The organism is Caulobacter sp. FWC26, from assembly GCF_002742645.2.
Classification (GTDB): Bacteria; Pseudomonadota; Alphaproteobacteria; order Caulobacterales; family Caulobacteraceae; genus Caulobacter.
In genome coordinates this window covers 1563465-1582686 of the sequence record NZ_CP033875.1, presented here as the reverse complement: position 1 = coordinate 1582686, position 19222 = coordinate 1563465, and the positions used below count along the sequence as shown (strand labels likewise).

The window sequence follows — 19222 nt, the reverse complement described above, 5'->3', positions numbered from 1 at the left end:
TCCGAGGGCGGCGTTTTTCCTTGGCGTGATGCGTCAGGGCTTCACGGTGATGAAGATCGGGTTGGCGTAGAACCACAGGTCCGACCAAGGGTCTTCGCCCAGCGGATCGGGCAGAGGCTCCACCTCGTCGCCGCTGGTCCCCCGGACCCGGACATAGACCGAACCCCGGACATCCTTGAGCACGTGAACCATCGACAGCACCTCGCCTTCACGCACCCAGGACGTCGGCGTGAAAGCGCGGACCACCCGCGTGGTGGGATTGGCGTCAGCGGTCCGGTCGCTGGCGGGACCGCGGATGTCGCCCTGGATCAGGTCGACGCGCGCGACGCTAGGGGAGCGGCCGCCGAAGTTCTTTCCAGCGGGATCGCGCACGCGGATCACCACCGTGACATCCGAGCCTGCGGGGACCTCGAGGCGGCCGCCGATCTCGGCCTTGACGCCCGGAGCGCTGGCGGTAACGTCGACTTCCGACACCAGATCGCCCAAGGTCACAAAGACGCGGCCGTTGCGCAGACCGTCCAGCACGTCGTCATAGGTCTGGGCGGCCTTCACATAGGTCTTGGAGTACTCGCCGGGCCAGAAGTCGTCGCCGCCGTCGGTGTAGTGGCGGTGCGAGTCCGAGGTCGAGGTGACCCACCAGCGACGCCCCTCGCCCAGCATCGAGTCCCAGAAGCCGCCCAGCTTGGCGGTCATCTGGTCGAAGCCGCCCATGGTCGGCGCGCGCGAATAGCCGCCGCGATCGCCCTTCGGCTTGATGGAGCCGTCGGGGTTCAGGCTCGAAGCCTGGTGGCCAGGCGCTCCCTCCATCCCAACCGCCACATCGGACGCGGTGTCATTCCAGTTGCGCAACTCCGACGGCGAAACCAGGCCATAGCGCCCCACGCCGGTCGCGCTGCGCGACGGATGGTTGGCGATGACGACGGGCGGCTTCTTCAGCGCCTTCATGTGGCGCAGGGCCTCGAGCATGAAGGCCTCTTGGTCGCGCGCCGGATCGGCGGGCCAGGGTTCGCGCCGATTATAGCGGCTCTCTATGCCGAACAGCGCATCGCGCTCTTCAGGCGAGCGCGGCAGGATCAGGCTGGAATGTTCGGCGGCGGGCGTGTCGAGCTCCATGCCCCAGAACTGCAGCACGCCGGGCGTTTCGATGCGCGACCGCAGCAGCTCCGGATAGGCTTCGTCCCGGTTCAGCTTGGAGTGGTTGGGACCGCCGTGGTCGGTGGCCACCATCCAGGCCAGACCATGCTTGGCCGCCATCCGGGCGTTGGTCGTGATCGGATTGACCGCGTCACCCGCCTTGATGAGGGTCGGCGGCTGCGAGGGGTCGGCGCCGGGCTTCAGGGAGACGCTGAACCAGCTATGGACGTGATGATCGCCCGCCAGCCACCGGCGCTCCGAGGGCTTGACCGCGCGCGCGACAGGGCGCGTGGGTCCGACCGGCTCGATGGCGTGTCCAGGGTGCGCGGACGCCGTGGTCGAGACCGCTGGCGCGAGGCAAAGCGCAACCGCCAGGGCGGCGCGCGAGAGGCCGGGTCGGCGATGAGTCGAATGCTTAGGCATGCGCCTTCTTAATCGAGCGATGTGACGTTTCCATTCCTGAACACCTCGCTCATCGCCCGATCCAGGACCAAACGGTCGCTGGACCGGGCGATCACCTACCGACGTCAGAAGTTGAAGCGCACGCCAGCGACGTAGCGCGGGCCGAACTTCTCATACTCGATCGTATAGCGGCTCTGGTCGGCATAGCGGCGGGCGCCGGCGTTGGTCAAGTTGCTGGCGTCGAAGAACACTTCGATGTTCTTGTTGACCTGGTAGCGGGCCGAGAAGTCCAGCTCCTCGTCGCTATCCCAGAAGATGTCGCCATTGCCTGAGGCGAAGACGCCGCCGTTGATCACGCGGTAGGAGCCCACCGACTGCCCCCACGGCGTGCGGTACTGATAGGCCAGACGCATGGTCAGGCCGTACTTTTCGTAGATGGCCTGGACGTTGTAGACCGCGTCCGAGGTGCCCAGCACCGAGATGGTGCGGGCCGGAACGCCGCTGACCGACGGCAGGGTGACTTCCGACGAGGTCCAGGTGCCCGAGAGGCGCGTCCCGAAGCCGCCCAGCCAAGCGGGCAGGTTGCGCGACTGGACAAAGCTCTCGGCCGTGCCGGTGAAGAAGACTTCCAGGCCCTTGATATGGCCTTCGCCGGCGTTTCCGATGCTCGAGAAGGCGTAACCCGAACGGTCGACGCCGCCCGAGTTCAGCGAGGTGTCGCCGAACGTCTTGGAGGTCTGGACCAGAACGTCCTTCAAGTCCTTGTAGAACACGCCGGCCGATACGAAGGTCTCACGATCAACGTACCATTCCAGATAGGTGTCGAGACCCACTTGGCGCTCAGGCTTGGCGTCCGGATTGCCGCCCGAGATCGTCTGGTTGGAGTCGCTGAAGGTGAAGTTCGGGCGCAGGTCGTCGAAGTCGGCGCGTGAGGCCGAGGTGGTGAGGCCGACGCGCAGCTTCACGTCTTCGCGCAGGTTCCAGTTCAGGTGCGCGCTTGGATAGTAGAGCGTGTCGTCGCTGGAGACCTTGACCAGGCGCAGGCCGGCCGGGGTCGTGCCCGAAGCCGGGAAGTTCACGAAGGCCTGACCTTCGTTCTCGATATGCTCGACCCGCACGCCGTAGACGATGTTGCCCCAGTCGAAACGGGTGGTGGCCATCGCATAGCCGGCGGTGATCGTCTCGCCCACGCGCCAGTAGTTGCCACGCGTGTCGTCCTTGGTCGCCTGACCCGTCTTCACCAACTCTTCGACGAAGTTCGTCGTCCCGTCCTTATTGGTGTAGCGGAACGTGTAATTCAGGTTCTGGCTGCCAAGGTAATCGATGTTGGTGGCGTACTGCGCCCAGGTCGGCACGCCCGAGCCCGAATAACTCCGGGTGAAGCTGCTTTCGCGCGACTTCTTGGTGCGCGAGGTCCACAGGCCGCCGAACTCGAACTTGGTCTCGCGACCGAACAGTTCGCTCTCGTAGTCGAAGTCGGCCTTGGCCGTGTAGGCGCCGGTGAAGTCGCCGCCCTTCAGCATGCCGGCGCTTTGCAGCGGGAACTGGAAGTCCTCGATATTGGTGACCTGAGCGCCCTTGGTGCGCGCCGTGCTCGTGCCGCCGGTCTGGAACAGGCGCACGGTGTTCACGTCGCCATTGCGGAAGTCGTATTCGACCGTGGGACGCAGCGAGAAGGTCGACGGGCTCTGGAAGGCCATGGTGACCGGCGTGTCGCGGCCGTCCTGAGTGTAGGTATAGTTCAGGCGCCACGACGCGCTGAGCTTGTCCCAACGGTGCTCGCCGCCCACCGTGTTGGTGGTCATCGCTTCCTTGGTGTCGCGGTAGTCGATGCGGGCGTTGATGCGCGCGCCATAGACGGTACCCGAGACCGGGTTGTTACCATTGATGTAGGCGGTGCTGGTGTAGCTGTTACCAGCGGCGTCCGTGCCTTGATCCAGGCGGAACAGGAAGTTATCGCGCAGTTCGTCGTCGTTATAGTAGGTGTTGATCGTGCTGACGAAGATCGAGTTGTTTTCGTCGAACTTGTAGTCGGCACGGATCGAGGCCGACATGTTGCGACGGGTCAGGCGATAGTGCTTGTTCTCATGCTCACGGGCGAAGTGCTTGCTCGGATCGACCGTGTTCGTCAGATAGGGATCGGTCTCCCAGTTGTCGGTCGCCATCTCGCGCGAATAGTACGAGGCTTGGGCCACGATGCCGAGCTTGTCGCCGAAGATGTTCGAGTAGACGAGGTTGCTGTCCAGCTCGTCGCCGCCGCCCAGCTTCACGCGGCCGACGCCCAGTTTGCCGGTGATCTTCTGGCCCTTGTAGTCGAAGGCGCGGCGGGTGCGGATGTCGACATTACCCGCGACCGTGTCGCCCGGCATCGACGGGACGATGGCCTTCTCGACCGTGATCAGGCTCGCGATCGCCGAGGGGATGTTGTCGAAGCGCGTCGCGCGGCCTTCAGGGCTGACGACGCTAAGACCGTCGAAGGACAGCGTGGTCCAGTAGACGGGGGCGCCGCGCAGGTTGATGTAGCGGGCCTGACCCTGGTCACGCTCGACGCCGACGCCCGGCAGACGGCCGACGGCGAAGGCGATGTTCTGGTCCGGCAGGTCGCCGATGGCGTCCGCCGACAGCACGCTGATCAGCGAGTCCGAGTTCTTCTGGATCTGCATGGCCGCAGCCTGGCTCTCGGCCAGGGGGCGGCGGGCCGTGACAACGACGGAGCTCACCGAGTCAGCTTCATCGGCCACGACATCGGCGGCGTGGGCGACGCCGGAGATCGCGACGACCGAGATCGCCAGCAGACTAGCGCGACGCAAAAGCGCCACTTTCGAGCGGTTGAACATGCATATCCCCATTTGGCGTCATGGTGACGCTCCTTGAGGGGGCCTGTAGCGCTTGCGGATCACCGCAGGACGACAGTTAGATGACGGAATAGCCGCACTTTTTTGTCGGTTTTAATACACGCGCCGTCAGGTCTCTTCCAAGCGCGTGGCCCAGTCCGCTCCGCCGGGCTCGAAGATCCACTTTCTGTCCCAGACGAAATATCAAAGACGCCTCCCCCCGCTGGCGCTGTGGCGAGACCATTTGGACTCTGGGTTGAGCTCAGTCCTTGAAGCCGCCGGCGCGCGCGCTTCAGCATCGCCGATGGCTAATCCCGAACCTCGCGCAGGTCGGGCCAGCGCCGCGCAACAGACACGAGCGCGGGAGGACACATTGTCGCACGTCTCAAGGTTGATCCCTTCATACAAATTTAAGGGCCAGAGCGCACCGTTATCACGAAATCTTTTTAAGATTTGATCTCAATAGATCACCGCCTCTCAGGTCAAAACCATGAATAACCAAGAAAAATTCTCGGTTTCAATTTCAGATTCTATTGTTATCGGAAATATCTCTGACGTTCGCGACCTGATCTTTTCCGCGTTCGATCAGAAACTCCCGATTGCGATAGATATTTCCCGCGTCACTGACGCAGACATCACGCTGCCTCAGCTGATCGAGTCCGCGCGGCGGTCCGCAGCGATCGAAGGGCGGGAGATCCGCCTGAGCCAACCCGCCGACGGCGCGGTCCTTCAGTTGCTGCGGCGCGGCGGCTTCCTCGACTCATCGGACCCGGCGCGGGTCGATTTCTGGCTTCAAGGGACGACACCGCAATGACCGCGATCCTTACCGTCGACGACTCCGCCAGCATCCGAGCGGCGATCAAGATCGCCTTGAGCTCTGAAGGTTACAGCGTGACCGAAGCGGCGAACGGCTCCGAGGGCCTGGACAAGGCTACCGCCGGGGGCTTCGACCTTGTGGTCACCGACCTGAACATGCCCGTGATGGACGGGCTGACCATGATCCGTCAGCTCCGGCAGCGACCGGCCGGCGCGGGCGTCCCCATCATCTTCCTCACCACGGAGTCCGACGCCGACGTCAAGGCGCAGGCCAAGGCGGCCGGCGCGACCGGTTGGCTCACCAAGCCCTTCGATCCGGACCAGCTGGTCCGCGTCGTCCAGAAGGTCCTCGCCAAGTGAGCGGCGTCGATCCGGTCGAGACCTTCCGCCAGGAAGCTCAGGAAATGCTGGAGCAGGTCGAACAGGGCCTGCTCGACCTGGCCGGACGCCCGGACGATCGCGACCTGGTCGACGCGGTCTTCCGGGGCCTGCACACGCTGAAGGGCTCGGGCGCGATGTTCGGCTTCGACGCCCTGGCCGCCTTTACTCACCATTGCGAGACCGCCTTCGACCGGGTGCGCAAGGGCCAGGTTCCCGCCTCCCCCGCCCTGATCGCAGCGGTTTTGGCTGCGCAGGACCACATCCGCGCGCTGGCCGAAGGGCGACCTGTCGCCGCCGAAGTCGGCGAAGCCCTGCTGGCCGATCTCCAGGCCGCCGTGGATGGCGCCGCGCCGAGCGACGCGTCGACCACGCCAGCGCTCAAGACCTTCAAGATCCGCTTCAGTCTGCCGGCCGACGCGCTGGTCAACGGCGCGCGGCCCCTGCCGCTGCTGGACGAGCTGCGAGACCTGGGTGAGGCCACGGTCCGGGTGATCACCGACGCGGTGCCGCCGCTGGGCGAGTTGGTTCCGACCCATTGTCACCTGGCCTGGGAGGTGGTGCTGACCACCGCCCACGGCCGCGATGCGATCGATGACGTGTTCATCTTCGTGATCGACGACATGACCCTGGAGGTCGAGGACCTCACCCCGGCCCCGGCCCCGGCCCCGGCCCCGGCCGCGACCGCGACCCGGGAGGAAACGCCCGCCCCGGCGCTGGTCGCCGAGGCCGCGCCTCAGGACGTCCCCGCCGCCGCCACCGCCGCCCCGGGAGCCGGGCCCGAAGCCGGCCGCGCCGCCAAGGCCGGCGACACCGTGCGTGTCCCGGCCGAGCGCCTGGACGAGATGATGGACCGCGTGGGCGAACTGGTCATCGCCCAGTCGCGCCTCAAGCAGCTGGCCGCCTCCAGCAGCGACGTCGCCCTGCGCGCCGTCGCCGAGGAGATCGAGCGCCTGGCCGCCGAGATGCGCGACACCATGATGATCGTCCGCATGGTGCCGATCGCCCAGCTGTTCGGCCGCTTCCGCCGCCTGATCCACGATCTGGAGCGCGACACCGGCAAGCGCATCGAGCTGTCGACCGAGGGCGAGACCACCGAGCTGGACAAGACGGTGATCGAACGTCTGGCCGACCCGCTGATCCACCTGATCCGCAACGCCGCCGACCATGGCCTGGAAGGACCCGAACAGCGCGCCGCCGCCGGCAAGCCGCCGGTGGGCCGCATCATGCTGGCCGCCCGCCAGTCCGGCGCCGAGGTGGTCATCACCATCACCGACGACGGCCGCGGCATCGACCGCGCCCGCGTGCGGGCCAAGGCCGAGGAGAACGGCCTGATCGCCCCCGGCGCGGTGCTGGGCGACCAGGAGCTGCTGCAGCTGATCTTCGCCCCCGGCTTCTCGACCGCCGCGGCGATCACCAACCTGTCGGGCCGCGGCGTCGGCATGGACGTGGTCAAGAAGACCATCGAGGGCCTGCGCGGCGCAATCGACATCAGCAGCGAGCCCGGCCAGGGCTCGGTCGTCTCGCTGCGGATCCCGCTGACCCTGGCGATCATCGACGGCCTGCTCGTGCGGGTCGGCGCCAGCCGCTATGTCATCCCGCTGGGCGCGGTCGAGGAGTGCGTGGAGCTCTCCCCCGCCCAGGACGCGCGCTCGACCGGCCGCAGCCTGATCACCCTGCGTGACGAGCTGGTGCCCTTCATCCGCCTGCGCGACCAGTTCAAGTCCCACAGCGCGCCTGATCCGCACCAGAAGATCGTCGTCGTCGCCACCGGCCAGGATCGCGTCGGCCTCGTCGTCGACCAGATCCTGGGCGACCACCAGACGGTCATCAAGCCGCTGTCCAGCTTCCACGCCGATGTCGGCGCCTTCTCGGGCGCGACCATCCTGGGCGACGGCGGCGTGGCCCTGATCCTCGACATCCCCGCCCTGGTCCAGATGGGCCAGCGGCACGACGCCCACCTGCGCGCGGCCGGATAGGAGCCCTCATGAGCACCCTCGAAGCCCTCACCTTCGACCTGCACGGCGAAACCTTCGCACTCGAGGCCACGCTGGTCCGGGAAGTCCTGGACCTGCTGCCCGAGACCGAAGTCCCCGGCGCGCCGGCCTTCGTCAGCGCAGTGATCAACTTCCGTGGCCGGATCATTCCCCTGGTCGACCTGCGCGTCGCCTTCGACATGCCGCTGGCCGAGACGACCATCGACAACCGCATCGTGGTCATCGAGCACCCGCTGGACGGCGAGCCCGCCCTGATCGGCCTGCGCGCCGACAAGGTCCACGAGGTCACCGCCATCACCGAGGATAGCACCGCCGACGTCCCCCGCGTGGGCATGCGCTGGCGCGCCGACTTCATTCACCGCCTCGCCCGACGGGACGGCGACCTCATCGTCATCCCCGACCTCGATCAGATCTTCGCCGCACGGGGCCAGACAGCCTCGATCACGCCCTTCCATCCGCCCCAAGTCCGCTGAACGGCCGGAGTCCCCCATGCGCCTCACCATCAAGCTACAACTCGCCGCCGCCTTCGGGTTCATCATCGTCCTGCTGCTGATGGGCAACCTGTTCGGACTCAACAGCCTGTCCAAGGCCAGCGCCGAGATGGACGCCATCATCAAGGGCCCCACCGCGCGTCTCGAAGCCGCACAACAGCTTGAAATCCACCTGCTGAACATGGTGCGCAACGAGAAGAACATGATCCTCGTGGGTTCGCCCGAAGAGGTTCGCAAGCTCGAGGCGTCATTCGACAAGGAGCGCCAGGCGTTCGACGCGGTGCTGACCAAGGCTGAGGGACTGGCCACGGCCGAGGGACGCCCCAAGTGGGTGGCGCTGGGAACTGCCTTCGAACAGCTGAACGAAGTCCATGCCAAGGTTGTACAGCTGACCCTGGCGGGCGACGATCGCGCTGCGGCGACGCTGTCGATGGGCGAAGGCCGCAAGGTCGTGACCGAAGCGAGCGCACGAGCGCACGAGTTGGTTGAACTCTCCAAGGCACAGCTCGACGCCGCGTCGACCAAGGCCGATGAAGACTTCGCCGGGACGCGGAACGTCCTGATCGGCGTCTCGATCGTGTCGCTTCTGGCTGCGGTCGGCGCCGCCATCTACATCGCGGCGGTCGTCAGCAAGGGCCTGAACCGCGCGTCGGAAGCCGTGAGCGCCGTCGCTGACGGCGACCTGACCAGGACGGTCGAAATCACCAGCCGCGACGAAATCGGCGATCTGCTAGGCCATGTGAACGTGATGATCGAGCGCCTGCGTGGCGTGGTCGCCGACGCGGTCTCTGCCTCGGAGAACGTCTCCTCCGGCAGCCAGGAACTCTCGGCCACGTCCGAGCAGATGAGCCAGGGCGCCACCGAGCAGGCCTCGGCCGCCGAACAGGCCTCGGCCTCGATGGAAGAGATGGCCGCCAACATCAAGCAGAACGCCGACAACGCCTCGCAGACCGAGAAGATCGCCCGCCAGTCGGCGATTGAAGCCGAGACCTCGGGCCAGGCGGTCAGCAACGCGGTCGGCGCCATGCAGACCATCGCCGAGAAGATCACCATCGTTCAGGAAATCGCCCGCCAGACCGACCTCCTGGCCCTGAACGCCGCCGTCGAGGCCGCCCGGGCCGGCGAGCATGGCCGAGGCTTCGCCGTCGTCGCCTCGGAAGTCCGCAAGCTGGCCGAACGGAGCCAGACCGCCGCCGCCGAGATCAGCGCCGTGTCCAGCGACACCGTCAAGGCCGCCCAGACCGCCGGTGAGATGCTCACCAGCCTCGTGCCCAATATCCGCAAAACCGCCGAACTGGTGGCCGAGATCAGCGCCGCCTGCCGAGAACAGGACATCGGCGCCAGCCAGATCAACGAAGCCATCCAGCAACTCGACAAGGTCACCCAGCAGAACGCCTCGGCCTCCGAGGAGATGTCGGCGACCTCCGAGGAACTGGCCGCCCAGGCAGAGGAACTCCAGGCCTCCATCGCTTTCTTCCGCACCGACAGCACAGGCGGCGCCCGTCGTCCCGCCGCTCGGCCGACATCTTCGGTCAAGCGCACCTCGGCATCCACCAAGACCGCGACCAAGCCCAAATCGCCCGCACGCACACCAGTTGCGGCCCAGCAGGCCCGCGCTGCGGGCTTCGCTCTGGACCTGACCAAGGGCGGGCCGGACGCCGATGACGCGGACTTCCGCGAGTACGCCTGAGATCGCTCTCCCAATCGCACGCTCGCCCAAGGAATAAAACCCAATGCGCGCAACGATCAAGTTGAAGCTCGCCAGCGCCTTCGCCGTCGTTCTGTTGCTGACAGCAACCCTCGGCGCCACGGGCGTGATCAAGATGGCGACGGTCAATGATCAGTCGACCATCATCGCTGAAAACTGGATGCCGAGCATCGATGCGATCCATCGCATCAACACCGCGACTTCCGACCTACGGCTTGGACACTATGCCCACGTCGCTTCAACCGACCCCGCCGACATGGCGAATATTGAAAAGCAGATCAAGGTCCTGACGGGTTTGATCGCCCAAACCCGGACGCGGTATGAGAAGCTGATCTCGTCGGAGCAGGAGCGGGCTCTCTACGGATCCTTCTCGCGCAAGTACGACGACTACCTTGAGGAGGCCGACAAGGCGCTCGTCCTCTCCCGCCAGAACCAGAACGTGGCGGCGGCGCAGATGCTTGAGGACAGCCAGGCAACCTACGATGAGATGTCGGGCGAACTGCTGAAGCTGGTCGAACTCAATGTCGCCGGCGGCAATGCCGCCAGCGCGACTGGCGACAAGATCTTCGCCGACGCGCGCTTGATCTTCATCGGCCTGATGGCCTTGGCCCTGGCCCTCGGCGTGGCTGCAGCCTTCTGGATTTCGCGGACGGTCACCCTGGGACTGCGCAAGGCCAGCGAAGCCGTACAAGCCGTGTCCATCGGCGATCTGAACAACACCGTTACGGTAACCACCAACGACGAGATCAAGGACCTGATCGACTATCTCAACATCATGACCGGCAACCTGCGGGAGACTGCTGCGCTGGCCGACAAGGTCGCAAGCGGCGACCTGAGCGTGCGGCCGAAGCCGCTGTCTGACAAGGACACGCTAGGCATGTCGCTTGAGCGCATGGTCGACAGCCTTCAGGCTAGCGCGTCCCTGGCGGACAAGGTGGCGGATGGCGACCTGACCGTCCAGATCAAGCTGAACTCCGACAAGGACACGCTGGGCTTGGCGCTGGAACGGATGACCGCCAATCTGCGTGAAACCGCCGCCCTCACCGACAAGATCGCAGACGGCGACCTGACGGTGCAGCCACGGCCGCGTTCGGATCGGGATATCCTGGGCCTGGCCCTTGAGCGCATGGTCGACCGCCTGCGTGGCGTAGTCGCCGACGCGGTCTCGGCCTCGGAGAACGTCTCGGCCGGCAGCCAGGAACTCTCGGCCACGTCCGAGCAGATGAGCCAGGGCGCCACCGAGCAGGCCTCGGCCGCCGAACAGGCCTCGGCCTCGATGGAAGAGATGGCCGCCAACATCAAGCAGAACGCCGACAACGCCACGCAAACCGAGAAGATCGCCCGCCAGTCGGCGATCGAAGCCGAGACCTCGGGCCAGGCGGTCAGCAACGCGGTCGGCGCCATGCAGACCATCGCCGAGAAGATCACCATCGTTCAGGAAATCGCTCGCCAGACCGACCTCCTGGCCCTGAACGCCGCCGTCGAGGCCGCCCGGGCCGGCGAGCATGGTCGCGGCTTCGCCGTCGTCGCGTCGGAAGTCCGCAAGCTGGCCGAACGCAGCCAGACCGCCGCCGCCGAGATCAGCGCCGTGTCCAGCGACACCGTCAAGGCCACCCAGGCCGCCGGCGAGATGCTCACCACCCTGGTGCCGAACATCCGCAGGACCGCTGAACTGGTCTCCGAGATCAGCGCCGCCTGCCGCGAGCAGGACATCGGCGCCGGGCAGATCAACGAGGCTATCCAGCAGCTCGACAAGGTCACCCAGCAGAACGCCTCGGCCTCCGAGGAAATGTCGGCGACCTCCGAAGAGCTGGCCGCCCAGGCCGAGGAACTGCAGGCGTCCATCGCCTTCTTCCGCACCGACAGCGCGGGCGCCGCCCGTCGCGCCGCCCCACCGTCGGTCAAACGACCGGTCCCTTCCGCCGCGCGCAAAGCGCCTCCGAAGACCGCCTCGACTCGCGCGGTCGCCTCCCAGCAGGCCCGCGCTGCGGGCTTCGCCCTGGACATGGCGCACGGAAGCGCGGACGCCGACGACGCCGCTTTCAAGGAGTACGGAACTTGAGCCGCGCCGCCGATGGTCAATACGTCACCCTGGGTCTGGGGGCGGAGGTCTTCGCCGTCCCCGTGGCCTACGTCCGGGAGATCCTGGACTTCGCGCCGCCCTTCGGGATCCCCGAAGGCCCTGGCTATATGCTGGGCCTGACCGATGTGCGCGGCCGGGGAACCCCCACCCTGGATCTTCGCCGCAAGCTGGGCCTACCGGGGGTCGCGCCGACGCTGACGACCCGGATCCTGGTCGTGGACGTGCCGATCGATGATCGCACGCTCTCGCTAGGGCTTGTGGCCGATCGCGTGATCGAGGTCGCGGCCTTTTCCGAAAGCCAGATCGAGGCTGCGCCCGACATCGGCGTCCCCTGGCGGTCGGACTACATCCAAGGCGTCGTGCGCCGGGACAGCGGCTTCGTCGTTATCTTCGACCTGGCCCGACTGTTGACCGGGCAGGACGCCGCACTCATCGCGCAAGCCGCCTAACCATAAGCGTCCCGCGTTCGCCTAAGGATCGCCGTGTCTCAAGCCGCCCTCGCCCTGCAGCCCGACGTGAACGGCGAGCCGCTGAGCGCTAAGAACTTCGACCGCCTCGCCGTCTTCATCCACGACTACAGCGGCATCAAGATGCCCGGCAACAAGAAGACCATGCTCGAGGGCAGGCTTCGTCGGCGCATGCGTGTGCACGGCTACGACAACGTCAACGACTACTGCCGCTTTCTATTCGAGGAGCATGGGCTCGACACCGAGACCGTGCATCTGATCGACGCCGTCACCACCAACAAGACCGAATTCTTCCGCGAACCCGTCCACTTCACCTATCTGCAAGAAGCGCTGCTGCCCAGGCTGGCCAAGGCCGGACGGCGTGAGATCAAGGTCTGGAGCGCCGCCGCCTCGACGGGGGCGGAGCCCTATACCCTGGCGATGGTGCTGGACGCGTTCTGCAGGGAGCAGCGCGGGCTAGACTACGCCATTTTCGCCACCGACATCTGCACCGAGGTGTTGTCTCAAGCGCTGGACGGCCGCTATCCGGCCTCGATGATTGACCCCGTTCCAGTCGCCTTTCGGCGGCGCTATGTTCGCCAATCCAGGGACGCTTCTCGGCACGAGGTCCGGATCGCGCCCAGCCTGCGAGAAAAGGTCCTGTTCGGCCGTCTCAACCTGATGGAGGAAGACTACCCCCTCGATCAGGACATGGACATCATCTTCTGCCGCAACATCTTGATATACTTCGATAAAGCAACCCAGGCGAAGGTGCTCTCGCGGCTGTGTCGCCACCTGCGGCCGAACGGCCACCTGTTCCTGGGTCATTCGGAGTCGATCGTCGGCCTGGATCTCCCCGTCCGACAGGTCGCCAATACAGTCTTCCAGAGGTGCTAGCCCGTGCCGATCATCGGAAAAGTCCGCGTTCTGATCGTTGATGACTCCGCCACGGTCCGCCAGACCCTGGCCAGCATCCTGGAGTCTGATCCGCAGATCGAGGTGATCGGGGTGGCCTCCGACCCCTTCGTCGCCGCCCGTCGCATCCGCGACGAAATCCCCGACGTCATCACCCTGGACGTCGAGATGCCCCGAATGGACGGCATCACCTTCCTGCGCAAGATCATGAGCCAGCACCCGGTGCCAGTGGTCATGTGCTCGTCCCTGGTCGAGGCGGGCTCCGAGACCCTGCTTCAGGCCCTGGAAGCCGGCGCGGTCGACGTCATCCTCAAGCCACGCATGGGCGTGGCGGAGCATCTGGTCGAGTCGCGTATCCGCATCTGCGATGCGGTGAAGGCCGCCGCCAGCGCTCGCGTGGCCGGGGCGCGCCGCGCGCCCGTGCCCCTGTCGCACGCCATCCAGGAACCCGCACGGAAGCTCACGGCCGACGCCATGCTTCCCCCACCCGACGGCCGAGCCATGGCGCGCACCACCGAGACGGTCGTCTGCATCGGCGCATCCACCGGCGGGACCGAAGCGCTCAGGCAGGTGCTTGAAGGCCTTCCCGCAGACTCCCCCGGGATCGTCATCGTCCAGCATATGCCGGAGAAGTTCACCGCCTCGTTCGCCAAGCGGCTCGACGGCCTCTGCGCGGTGTCGGTGAAGGAAGCCGAGGATGGCGATACGGTGCTGCGCGGTCGGGTGCTGATCGCGCCCGGCAACAAGCACACCCTCCTGGAGCGGAGCGGCGCCCGCTACTACGTCTCGGTCAAGGACGGGCCGCTCGTCTCGCGACACCGGCCGTCGGTGGACGTGCTGTTCCGGTCGGCCGCCCGCTCGGCGGGCTCGAACGCCATCGCGGTGATCATGACCGGCATGGGCGACGACGGCGCCCGGGGCATGGAAGAAATGAAGAACGCCGGCGCCATGACAATCGCTCAGGACGAGGCGACGTCCGTCGTCTTCGGCATGCCCAAGGAGGCCATAGCGCGCGGTTGCGTCGATCGGATCGCGCCGTTGCAGGCCCTGGCCGCAGAGATCCTGAGAGTATCCAAGCGCTAGATCGGAGCGCTCGGGCAGGCCTCCGCCGAGCGCCTGCAGAATTCGAACGCGCCCCTCAGAACAGAACGTCGTCGTCCACCAGAACGGCCGGCGCGGCCGGCTCCGGCATCTCGCCCAGATCCGCCGTCATGGAAGCATGAACCTCGCGCTCCTGCACCATCGTGTAGGTGCGCGCCAGGCTTTGAAGCATCGGCCCCAGAACAGGCATCAGATCGTCCACGGGCGCGTTGTCGGCGCCGGCGGCGGCGAGTTCGCTCGCCGCCTTGTCGAGATACGATCCCACATGACCGTGGAAGTCGAAGCGCGCGACGGCCCGCCGAAGCAGGTCGACGACCCCTTCCCCCTCGCGGGCGGCGGCGGCCAGATCGCCATCGATCTCCTCGCCGGTGCTGCGGAAGTGTTCCACCGCCGACTGCAGCGCTTCGGCCACGAGCGTGGCTCCGCCCGCTCCGTCGCGTCCGCCCGAGGCGCCGGCGCTCATTGAAAGCCCCTCAAGGGCCGCGAGGGTCCGCGCCGCAGACGTTTCCAGATGGCCGGCGTGCTGACGCAGCTCGATGGCGATGACACCCAGCGGCTTGCCGGTCTCGCCGATACGCGCGCATTTCAGGGTGGTGTTCAGCGCCATCATCTGTACGTCGGCGCGCATGTTCTGGATGGCCTGGATCTGGGTCGCCAGCGCGCGGGCGGCGCTCGCGGCCGAACGGCTGACTTCCTCGGCCAGGCGTTCGCCGGCGTCAATGTCCTGCACCAGCGCCGAAGCCTGGACGAGGCTGGCTTCGAGGCCGGCCAGGAAGCTGCCCTCGCCGTCCGAGGCCCGTCCCTGAGCGTGATCGCGCAGGCGCATGATCTGGTCGGCGTCGCCCGCGATCGCGCTGACATTATGGCCGATCCTGGAAACCTCTGTCTCGAAGTCCCGGGTCGTCGCCGCCAGTTGAGCCGCCAGCAATCGGCGCATGAACCCTTCAAGGCGACCCCGCGCTTCCGCCGGCAGCGCCTGGGCCTCGGCGAAAGTCTCCAGCAACCCCAGGCCATGCTGAACGTGTTCGATGCGTTGGCGCGTGATGTCGCCGATCTGCAGCGCGCCCAGGACCGCGCCGATCTTCTTGCGAAGACCGCGCGCCAATTCTCCGACATTGCTGCTGATCTCGGCGACCGTCGCCTGATGAGCGCTGACTGCGGAGGCTTCCGAAACCAGCGCGTCAGGGATCGCCGGCACCAGTTCCTCGCAACGTCGCCGCAACCGCTCCTCGTGCGCCACCGCCGCGCTCAGAACCTCGTCGAGCTTGGCAAGGTCGGCCCGGAAGGTGTCGAGCTGGCCTCTGCCCAGTTCGATACAATCACAGATTTCCTGCGCGAAGATGGCGAACTCAGGACCTGCCGCAGCGATCCCGCCAGAAGTGATCTTGATGTTGACGCCGAAGACCCGCAGGTAGGCCAGATGCTGGCGCATATCCTCGATATGCACGGTGAGATCACCGCCCGCGCGCATCAAATCGCCGATCCGATCACGGCGTTCGCGCAGGGACTCCGGCAAGCTCCTGAGCCGCATCGACGCGTCCGTGAGCTGATTTGTCGCAGCGCGAACCGTGTCACCGGTGAGCCGTTCGCGGGTTCGGTCCAAGGAGTCGATCAGCACGTTAGCGCCATCGACGATCCGGGACAGCACGTCGCCGACCTCGAGAAAACGCCCCTCAATAGCCCCCCGCGCCTGTTCCAGGTGGGAGAGAATGCGGCTTTCGCCGCCATTTGACGGCGAAACGGACTGAGCGAAGGAAGGAAGCGCCATGGGCCCGCCGAGTGTTCGATGGGCCACCCTCCGCGATAAAGGAAAACTTCGAGTAAAGGCGGGCGGGTCGGGACAGAGCGGGACGCTCGCCCGCGCGCTCACGCGGCCTGTCGTCAAGTAGACCTGAAAATCAGCCGCGTCCCCCTTGGGCCGTAGATTCAGCCTGCGGGGGTCTCCCACAGAACGATGACTCGAAGACCGCCGAGCGGCGCGCGATCCATACGCAGCACAGCTCCTGACGCCTCGGCAAGATCACGGGCGATGGCCAACCCCAAGCCGTGTCCGGGTCCCGCCTCGTCCAGTCTGGCGCCACGCGCCAGAGCGGCCTCGGCCCGGCCTTCGTCCAAGCCTGGACCATCGTCCTCGACAGCGAGATAGCACCCGCCCATGGCCACGCCCCCGGAGACGCGCACGCGACGTCGACCATAGCGGGCGGCGTTCTCGATCAGGGCGCCGAGGATTTCGGTGAGCACGTCCTGAGATGCGGGCGCTGTGATGTCGTCTGCGATCTCCACCTCGAAAATGAGGCGCTCGCCCTCCGTGGTGCGCTCCAGGACGGCGATCAGGCGCTCAGCGACTTTCGCCGGCGCGCTCATTGTGACGAACGTGGTCTCGCGAGCCGCCGCCGCCCGGGCGCGGGCGAGTTCGGCCTCTAAGGCCGCGCCTACGGCGGCGATCGCATCGTCCAGCCCATCGGCGGCCTCGACCGCGCCAGCCTCCCGCGCGCGACGGCTTTGGGCGGCCAGGGCCGCCAGCGGGGTCTTGAGACCATGCGCCAGATCACCAGCCCGCCGGCGCGCACGGGCGAGGTCGCCCTCTCGGGCCTCCGCCAAGGCGTTGATGGCCTCGGCCAGCGGCGCGATCTCTACCGGATGAACCTCCGACATCCGCGCCGATGGGCTCTTGCGCAGCCGCGCCAGATCGTCGCGCACGCGCTTGAGCGGCGACAGGCCCAGAGTGACCTGCAAGGCTGCGGCTGCCGACAGCACCGCCCAAAGACCGATCAGGAAGAGCGCGAGGTCCCGGCCGAACGCCCCGCGGGCGGCGCGCAAGACCTTCTCGTCGGTGGCGATCTGGATCAGCACGGCCGGTCCGCCGCGATCGGGCCGCACCGACCGCTCGACCAGCAGGATTTCGTCGTCGAAGGGACCCGCCACGACACGCGCCCCCCAACCGTTGACGGGCGCGACAGACGGCGGGCTGAGCGTCTGATCCCACAACGACAGCGACCGGTCGCCGCCTTGCGGCGTGGACACCTGCCAATAAAGCCCGCCTGCTGGCCTGGAGAGCCGAGGATCGGGCAAAACCGCATCGACGATCGGCGCGCCGTCTGGCTTCAGCCTCAGTCCGGCAACCAGCGCCTCGCCCGTACGGCTCAGCTCGGCGGTTTCCCGGCGAACGATGTGGCGATCGAAAAGCCAGATCATGGCCAGCCAAGCGACCACTAGCGCCGTCAGGATCGCCAGCATGCCGCCCGCGATCAGCCGCCATCGCAGTGAACCGCGCCTCACGCGTCGCCGCCGGCGAGCAGATAGCCGAAGCCTCGCCGGGTCTCGATGACGTCCGGCCCCACCTTGCGGCGCAGGCGGGTCACCAGCGCCTCGATCGCGTTGGTGTCGGCGGTGTCTGCGACCCCGTATAGCTGTTCGGCGAGCTCTCCCGCCGACACGGCGCGGCCGGGATTATGGGCAAGACAGTCCAGCAGGCGGAACTCCAGCGGCGAGAGCCGGATCGCCGCGCCGTCCAGCGTGGCGGTCATCCCGCGGGTGTCCAGCGACAGACGGCCGGCTTCGATCACGGGCGAGACACGACCGGCGGCTCGGCGCACGAGGCTTCTGGCCCGAGCCAGCAATTCACCCATTTCAAAAGGCTTGGCCATATAGTCGTCTGCGCCGGCCTCGATGCCTTCGACCTTCTCGGTCCAGTCGCCGCGCGCCGAAAGGATCAGCACGGGGAAGGTCCGGTTGTTCGCGCGCCAACGTCGCAGCACCGACAGGCCGTCGAGGCGCGGCAGGCCCAGGTCCAGAATCGCGACAGCGTAGTCCTCGACCTCGCCCCTAAAGGAGGCATCCTCGCCGTCGCGCGCAAGATCGACCACGAAGCCGGCGCCGCTCAGCGCCTTGGTCAGGTCCAGGCCAACAACGGGATCATCCTCGACAATCAGAGCCCGCACTCAGTCGTCCTCAAGCTTCAGGGTCGCGCCGGTCTTGGCGTCGAGCTCCAGTTCCCGCACACGCCCATTCTTGGCCAGGATCTTCAGGTCATATTTCAGACGTCCGCCGCCGGCGTCTTCCAGCTCTACCTCGATGACTTCGCCAGGAGCCCGGCGCGCGGCGATCGCCAGGATTTGCGTCAGCGGCAAAACCTCCTTGCGAAGCAGCGCCTGACGCGCGACTTCGTGGTTCTTCTTCTTGCTTTCGCTGGCGAGGGCGGACGAGCCGGTCATCGCGGTCGAGGCGACCAGCGCGATGAGAACGGCGCGGAGCGTGGATTGGGGCTGGATCATGGACCTAACGATTCCACGTCCATCCTGACACGAGGCTGACGCGCCGCAACGCCCGGATCGCAGTCGGCGTCTGGCCGCTCCGAGACAGGGCGAGGTTACGCGAACGACGTCTCGTCAGGCCGCGACCCGACTGGCTCCGCCCTGGGCCCGCCAGCGCTCGCGCTTGGCCAGTGCCCGCTCCAGAGTCACGCGCTTGATCGGCAGGCCCTTGCGTAGCTTGACCCAGGTCGTCTCGCTGATGCCGAACACGTCGAACAGGTAGCGGTCGGTGATCGCCGGCAGACTGGCGCGCAGGTCAGCGAACTCCTCGGGCGTGACAGTGACAAGATCAAGCATTGCGTAGCGTCCCCTGGCGCGCGAGATCGGCGGCGCGCCCTTGAGTGAAGCGCCCTACCCGACTTTCATGGCATTCGCTTGAAACAGTGGGAGGAGCCGCAAGCTGCTGCCCCTGGCGCCAACTTCGGAGGCACTAGCGACAGCGTCAAGGCGTTGAGCGCCACCACGGACGGCGCGGCGGGTGGTGGAGCGAACCGGCCCTGGCTCCTCCGAGCGATCACCGCGTCATCCGGACTTGTCTACGCCCGGTGTAGAATCTGTCGCGGTTCCGTCAGCTTCCCGTCAGCGTTTGCGGTCTAGTTCCAGC

At 66.6% G+C, this 19222-nt stretch carries 17 protein-coding genes; 10 read left to right on the top strand and 7 right to left on the bottom strand.

Annotated elements, in window-relative coordinates; genetic code table 11:
- Positions 1 to 33 precede the first annotated feature (33 nt).
- Positions 34 to 1557 carry a hypothetical protein gene (locus CSW63_RS08930; RefSeq protein WP_062093995.1) on the bottom strand — a complete coding sequence of 508 codons (1524 nt, stop codon included), beginning with the start codon at positions 1555 to 1557 and terminating at the stop codon, positions 34 to 36.
- Positions 1558 to 1661: 104 nt separating this feature from the next.
- On the bottom strand, positions 1662 to 4373 hold the full coding sequence (locus tag CSW63_RS08925) for a TonB-dependent receptor (protein WP_062093994.1): 2712 nt from the start codon (positions 4371 to 4373) through the stop codon (positions 1662 to 1664).
- Positions 4374 to 4860: 487 nt separating this feature from the next.
- Here CSW63_RS08925 and CSW63_RS08920 point away from each other — a divergent pair, with 487 nt between their 5' ends.
- From CSW63_RS08920 to CSW63_RS08880, 9 genes are read left to right on the top strand one after another with little or no spacing between them, the layout of a single operon-like run.
- Positions 4861 to 5184 (top strand): STAS domain-containing protein, encoded by a 324-nt coding sequence (locus tag CSW63_RS08920; RefSeq protein WP_062093993.1) that lies wholly within the window; start codon positions 4861 to 4863, stop codon positions 5182 to 5184.
- Complete coding sequence (locus tag CSW63_RS08915; RefSeq protein WP_062093992.1) at positions 5181 to 5546, top strand: response regulator; 366 nt, start codon at positions 5181 to 5183, stop codon at positions 5544 to 5546. Before CSW63_RS08920 ends, CSW63_RS08915 begins: the two co-directional genes overlap by 4 nt.
- The gene (locus CSW63_RS08910; protein ID WP_099503782.1) at positions 5543 to 7543 is read left to right on the top strand and encodes a chemotaxis protein CheA; all 2001 of its coding nucleotides are present in this window, start codon (positions 5543 to 5545) and stop codon (positions 7541 to 7543) included. Before CSW63_RS08915 ends, CSW63_RS08910 begins: the two co-directional genes overlap by 4 nt.
- A gap of 8 nt (positions 7544 to 7551) precedes the next feature.
- Entirely contained in the window at positions 7552 to 8034 is a 483-nt protein-coding gene (locus CSW63_RS08905; protein WP_062095979.1) for a chemotaxis protein CheW, read from the top strand.
- 16 nt (positions 8035 to 8050) lie between these two features.
- Complete coding sequence (locus CSW63_RS08900) at positions 8051 to 9742, top strand: methyl-accepting chemotaxis protein (RefSeq protein ID WP_099503784.1); 1692 nt, start codon at positions 8051 to 8053, stop codon at positions 9740 to 9742.
- Positions 9743 to 9785: 43 nt separating this feature from the next.
- Complete coding sequence (locus CSW63_RS08895) at positions 9786 to 11822, top strand: methyl-accepting chemotaxis protein (RefSeq protein ID WP_099503786.1); 2037 nt, start codon at positions 9786 to 9788, stop codon at positions 11820 to 11822.
- The gene (locus tag CSW63_RS08890; RefSeq protein ID WP_062094436.1) at positions 11819 to 12292 is read left to right on the top strand and encodes a chemotaxis protein CheW; all 474 of its coding nucleotides are present in this window, start codon (positions 11819 to 11821) and stop codon (positions 12290 to 12292) included. Before CSW63_RS08895 ends, CSW63_RS08890 begins: the two co-directional genes overlap by 4 nt.
- A 33-nt stretch (positions 12293 to 12325) precedes the next feature.
- Positions 12326 to 13186: a protein-glutamate O-methyltransferase CheR gene (locus tag CSW63_RS08885; protein WP_099503788.1), complete on the top strand. Its 861-nt coding sequence runs from the start codon at positions 12326 to 12328 to the stop codon at positions 13184 to 13186.
- Between the two features lie 12 nt (positions 13187 to 13198).
- The gene (locus CSW63_RS08880; RefSeq protein ID WP_371415248.1) at positions 13199 to 14287 is read left to right on the top strand and encodes a chemotaxis response regulator protein-glutamate methylesterase; all 1089 of its coding nucleotides are present in this window, start codon (positions 13199 to 13201) and stop codon (positions 14285 to 14287) included.
- Between the two features lie 55 nt (positions 14288 to 14342).
- On the opposite strand, the gene CSW63_RS08875 is transcribed toward CSW63_RS08880, so the two are convergent.
- Complete coding sequence (locus CSW63_RS08875) at positions 14343 to 15737, bottom strand: hypothetical protein (protein WP_231737285.1); 1395 nt, start codon at positions 15735 to 15737, stop codon at positions 14343 to 14345.
- On the opposite strand from CSW63_RS08875, the gene CSW63_RS23740 reads away from it, so the two are divergent.
- The gene (locus tag CSW63_RS23740; RefSeq protein ID WP_231737284.1) at positions 15726 to 16037 is read left to right on the top strand and encodes a hypothetical protein; all 312 of its coding nucleotides are present in this window, start codon (positions 15726 to 15728) and stop codon (positions 16035 to 16037) included. The two genes, CSW63_RS08875 and CSW63_RS23740, sit on opposite strands and share 12 nt — an antisense overlap.
- A 194-nt stretch (positions 16038 to 16231) precedes the next feature.
- On the opposite strand, the gene CSW63_RS08870 is transcribed toward CSW63_RS23740, so the two are convergent.
- The 4 genes from CSW63_RS08870 to CSW63_RS08855 form a co-directional block, all read right to left on the bottom strand.
- On the bottom strand, positions 16232 to 17584 hold the full coding sequence (locus tag CSW63_RS08870) for a sensor histidine kinase (protein WP_168193629.1): 1353 nt from the start codon (positions 17582 to 17584) through the stop codon (positions 16232 to 16234).
- Positions 17581 to 18246 (bottom strand): response regulator transcription factor, encoded by a 666-nt coding sequence (locus CSW63_RS08865; RefSeq protein ID WP_062093660.1) that lies wholly within the window; start codon positions 18244 to 18246, stop codon positions 17581 to 17583. The genes CSW63_RS08870 and CSW63_RS08865 overlap by 4 nt, the downstream gene beginning before the upstream one ends.
- Positions 18247 to 18579 carry a PepSY domain-containing protein gene (locus CSW63_RS08860; protein ID WP_082749315.1) on the bottom strand — a complete coding sequence of 111 codons (333 nt, stop codon included), beginning with the start codon at positions 18577 to 18579 and terminating at the stop codon, positions 18247 to 18249.
- A gap of 114 nt (positions 18580 to 18693) precedes the next feature.
- A complete protein-coding gene (locus CSW63_RS08855) occupies positions 18694 to 18915 on the bottom strand; it encodes a hypothetical protein (RefSeq protein ID WP_062093658.1) in 222 nt (73 codons plus the stop codon).
- Positions 18916 to 19222: the final 307 nt, after the last annotated feature.

Coding starts and splice junctions, on each gene's coding strand:
- CSW63_RS08930 (WP_062093995.1), bottom strand. CDS start 1,557: ATGCCTAAGCATTCGACTCATCGCCGACCCGGCCTCTCGCGCGCCGCC.
- CSW63_RS08925 (WP_062093994.1), bottom strand. CDS start 4,373: ATGTTCAACCGCTCGAAAGTGGCGCTTTTGCGTCGCGCTAGTCTGCTG.
- CSW63_RS08920 (WP_062093993.1), top strand. CDS start 4,861: ATGAATAACCAAGAAAAATTCTCGGTTTCAATTTCAGATTCTATTGTT.
- CSW63_RS08915 (WP_062093992.1), top strand. CDS start 5,181: ATGACCGCGATCCTTACCGTCGACGACTCCGCCAGCATCCGAGCGGCG.
- CSW63_RS08905 (WP_062095979.1), top strand. CDS start 7,552: ATGAGCACCCTCGAAGCCCTCACCTTCGACCTGCACGGCGAAACCTTC.
- CSW63_RS08900 (WP_099503784.1), top strand. CDS start 8,051: ATGCGCCTCACCATCAAGCTACAACTCGCCGCCGCCTTCGGGTTCATC.
- CSW63_RS08895 (WP_099503786.1), top strand. CDS start 9,786: ATGCGCGCAACGATCAAGTTGAAGCTCGCCAGCGCCTTCGCCGTCGTT.
- CSW63_RS23740 (WP_231737284.1), top strand. CDS start 15,726: ATGCTGGCGCATATCCTCGATATGCACGGTGAGATCACCGCCCGCGCG.
- CSW63_RS08875 (WP_231737285.1), bottom strand. CDS start 15,737: ATGCGCCAGCATCTGGCCTACCTGCGGGTCTTCGGCGTCAACATCAAG.
- CSW63_RS08860 (WP_082749315.1), bottom strand. CDS start 18,579: ATGATCCAGCCCCAATCCACGCTCCGCGCCGTTCTCATCGCGCTGGTC.
- CSW63_RS08855 (WP_062093658.1), bottom strand. CDS start 18,915: ATGCTTGATCTTGTCACTGTCACGCCCGAGGAGTTCGCTGACCTGCGC.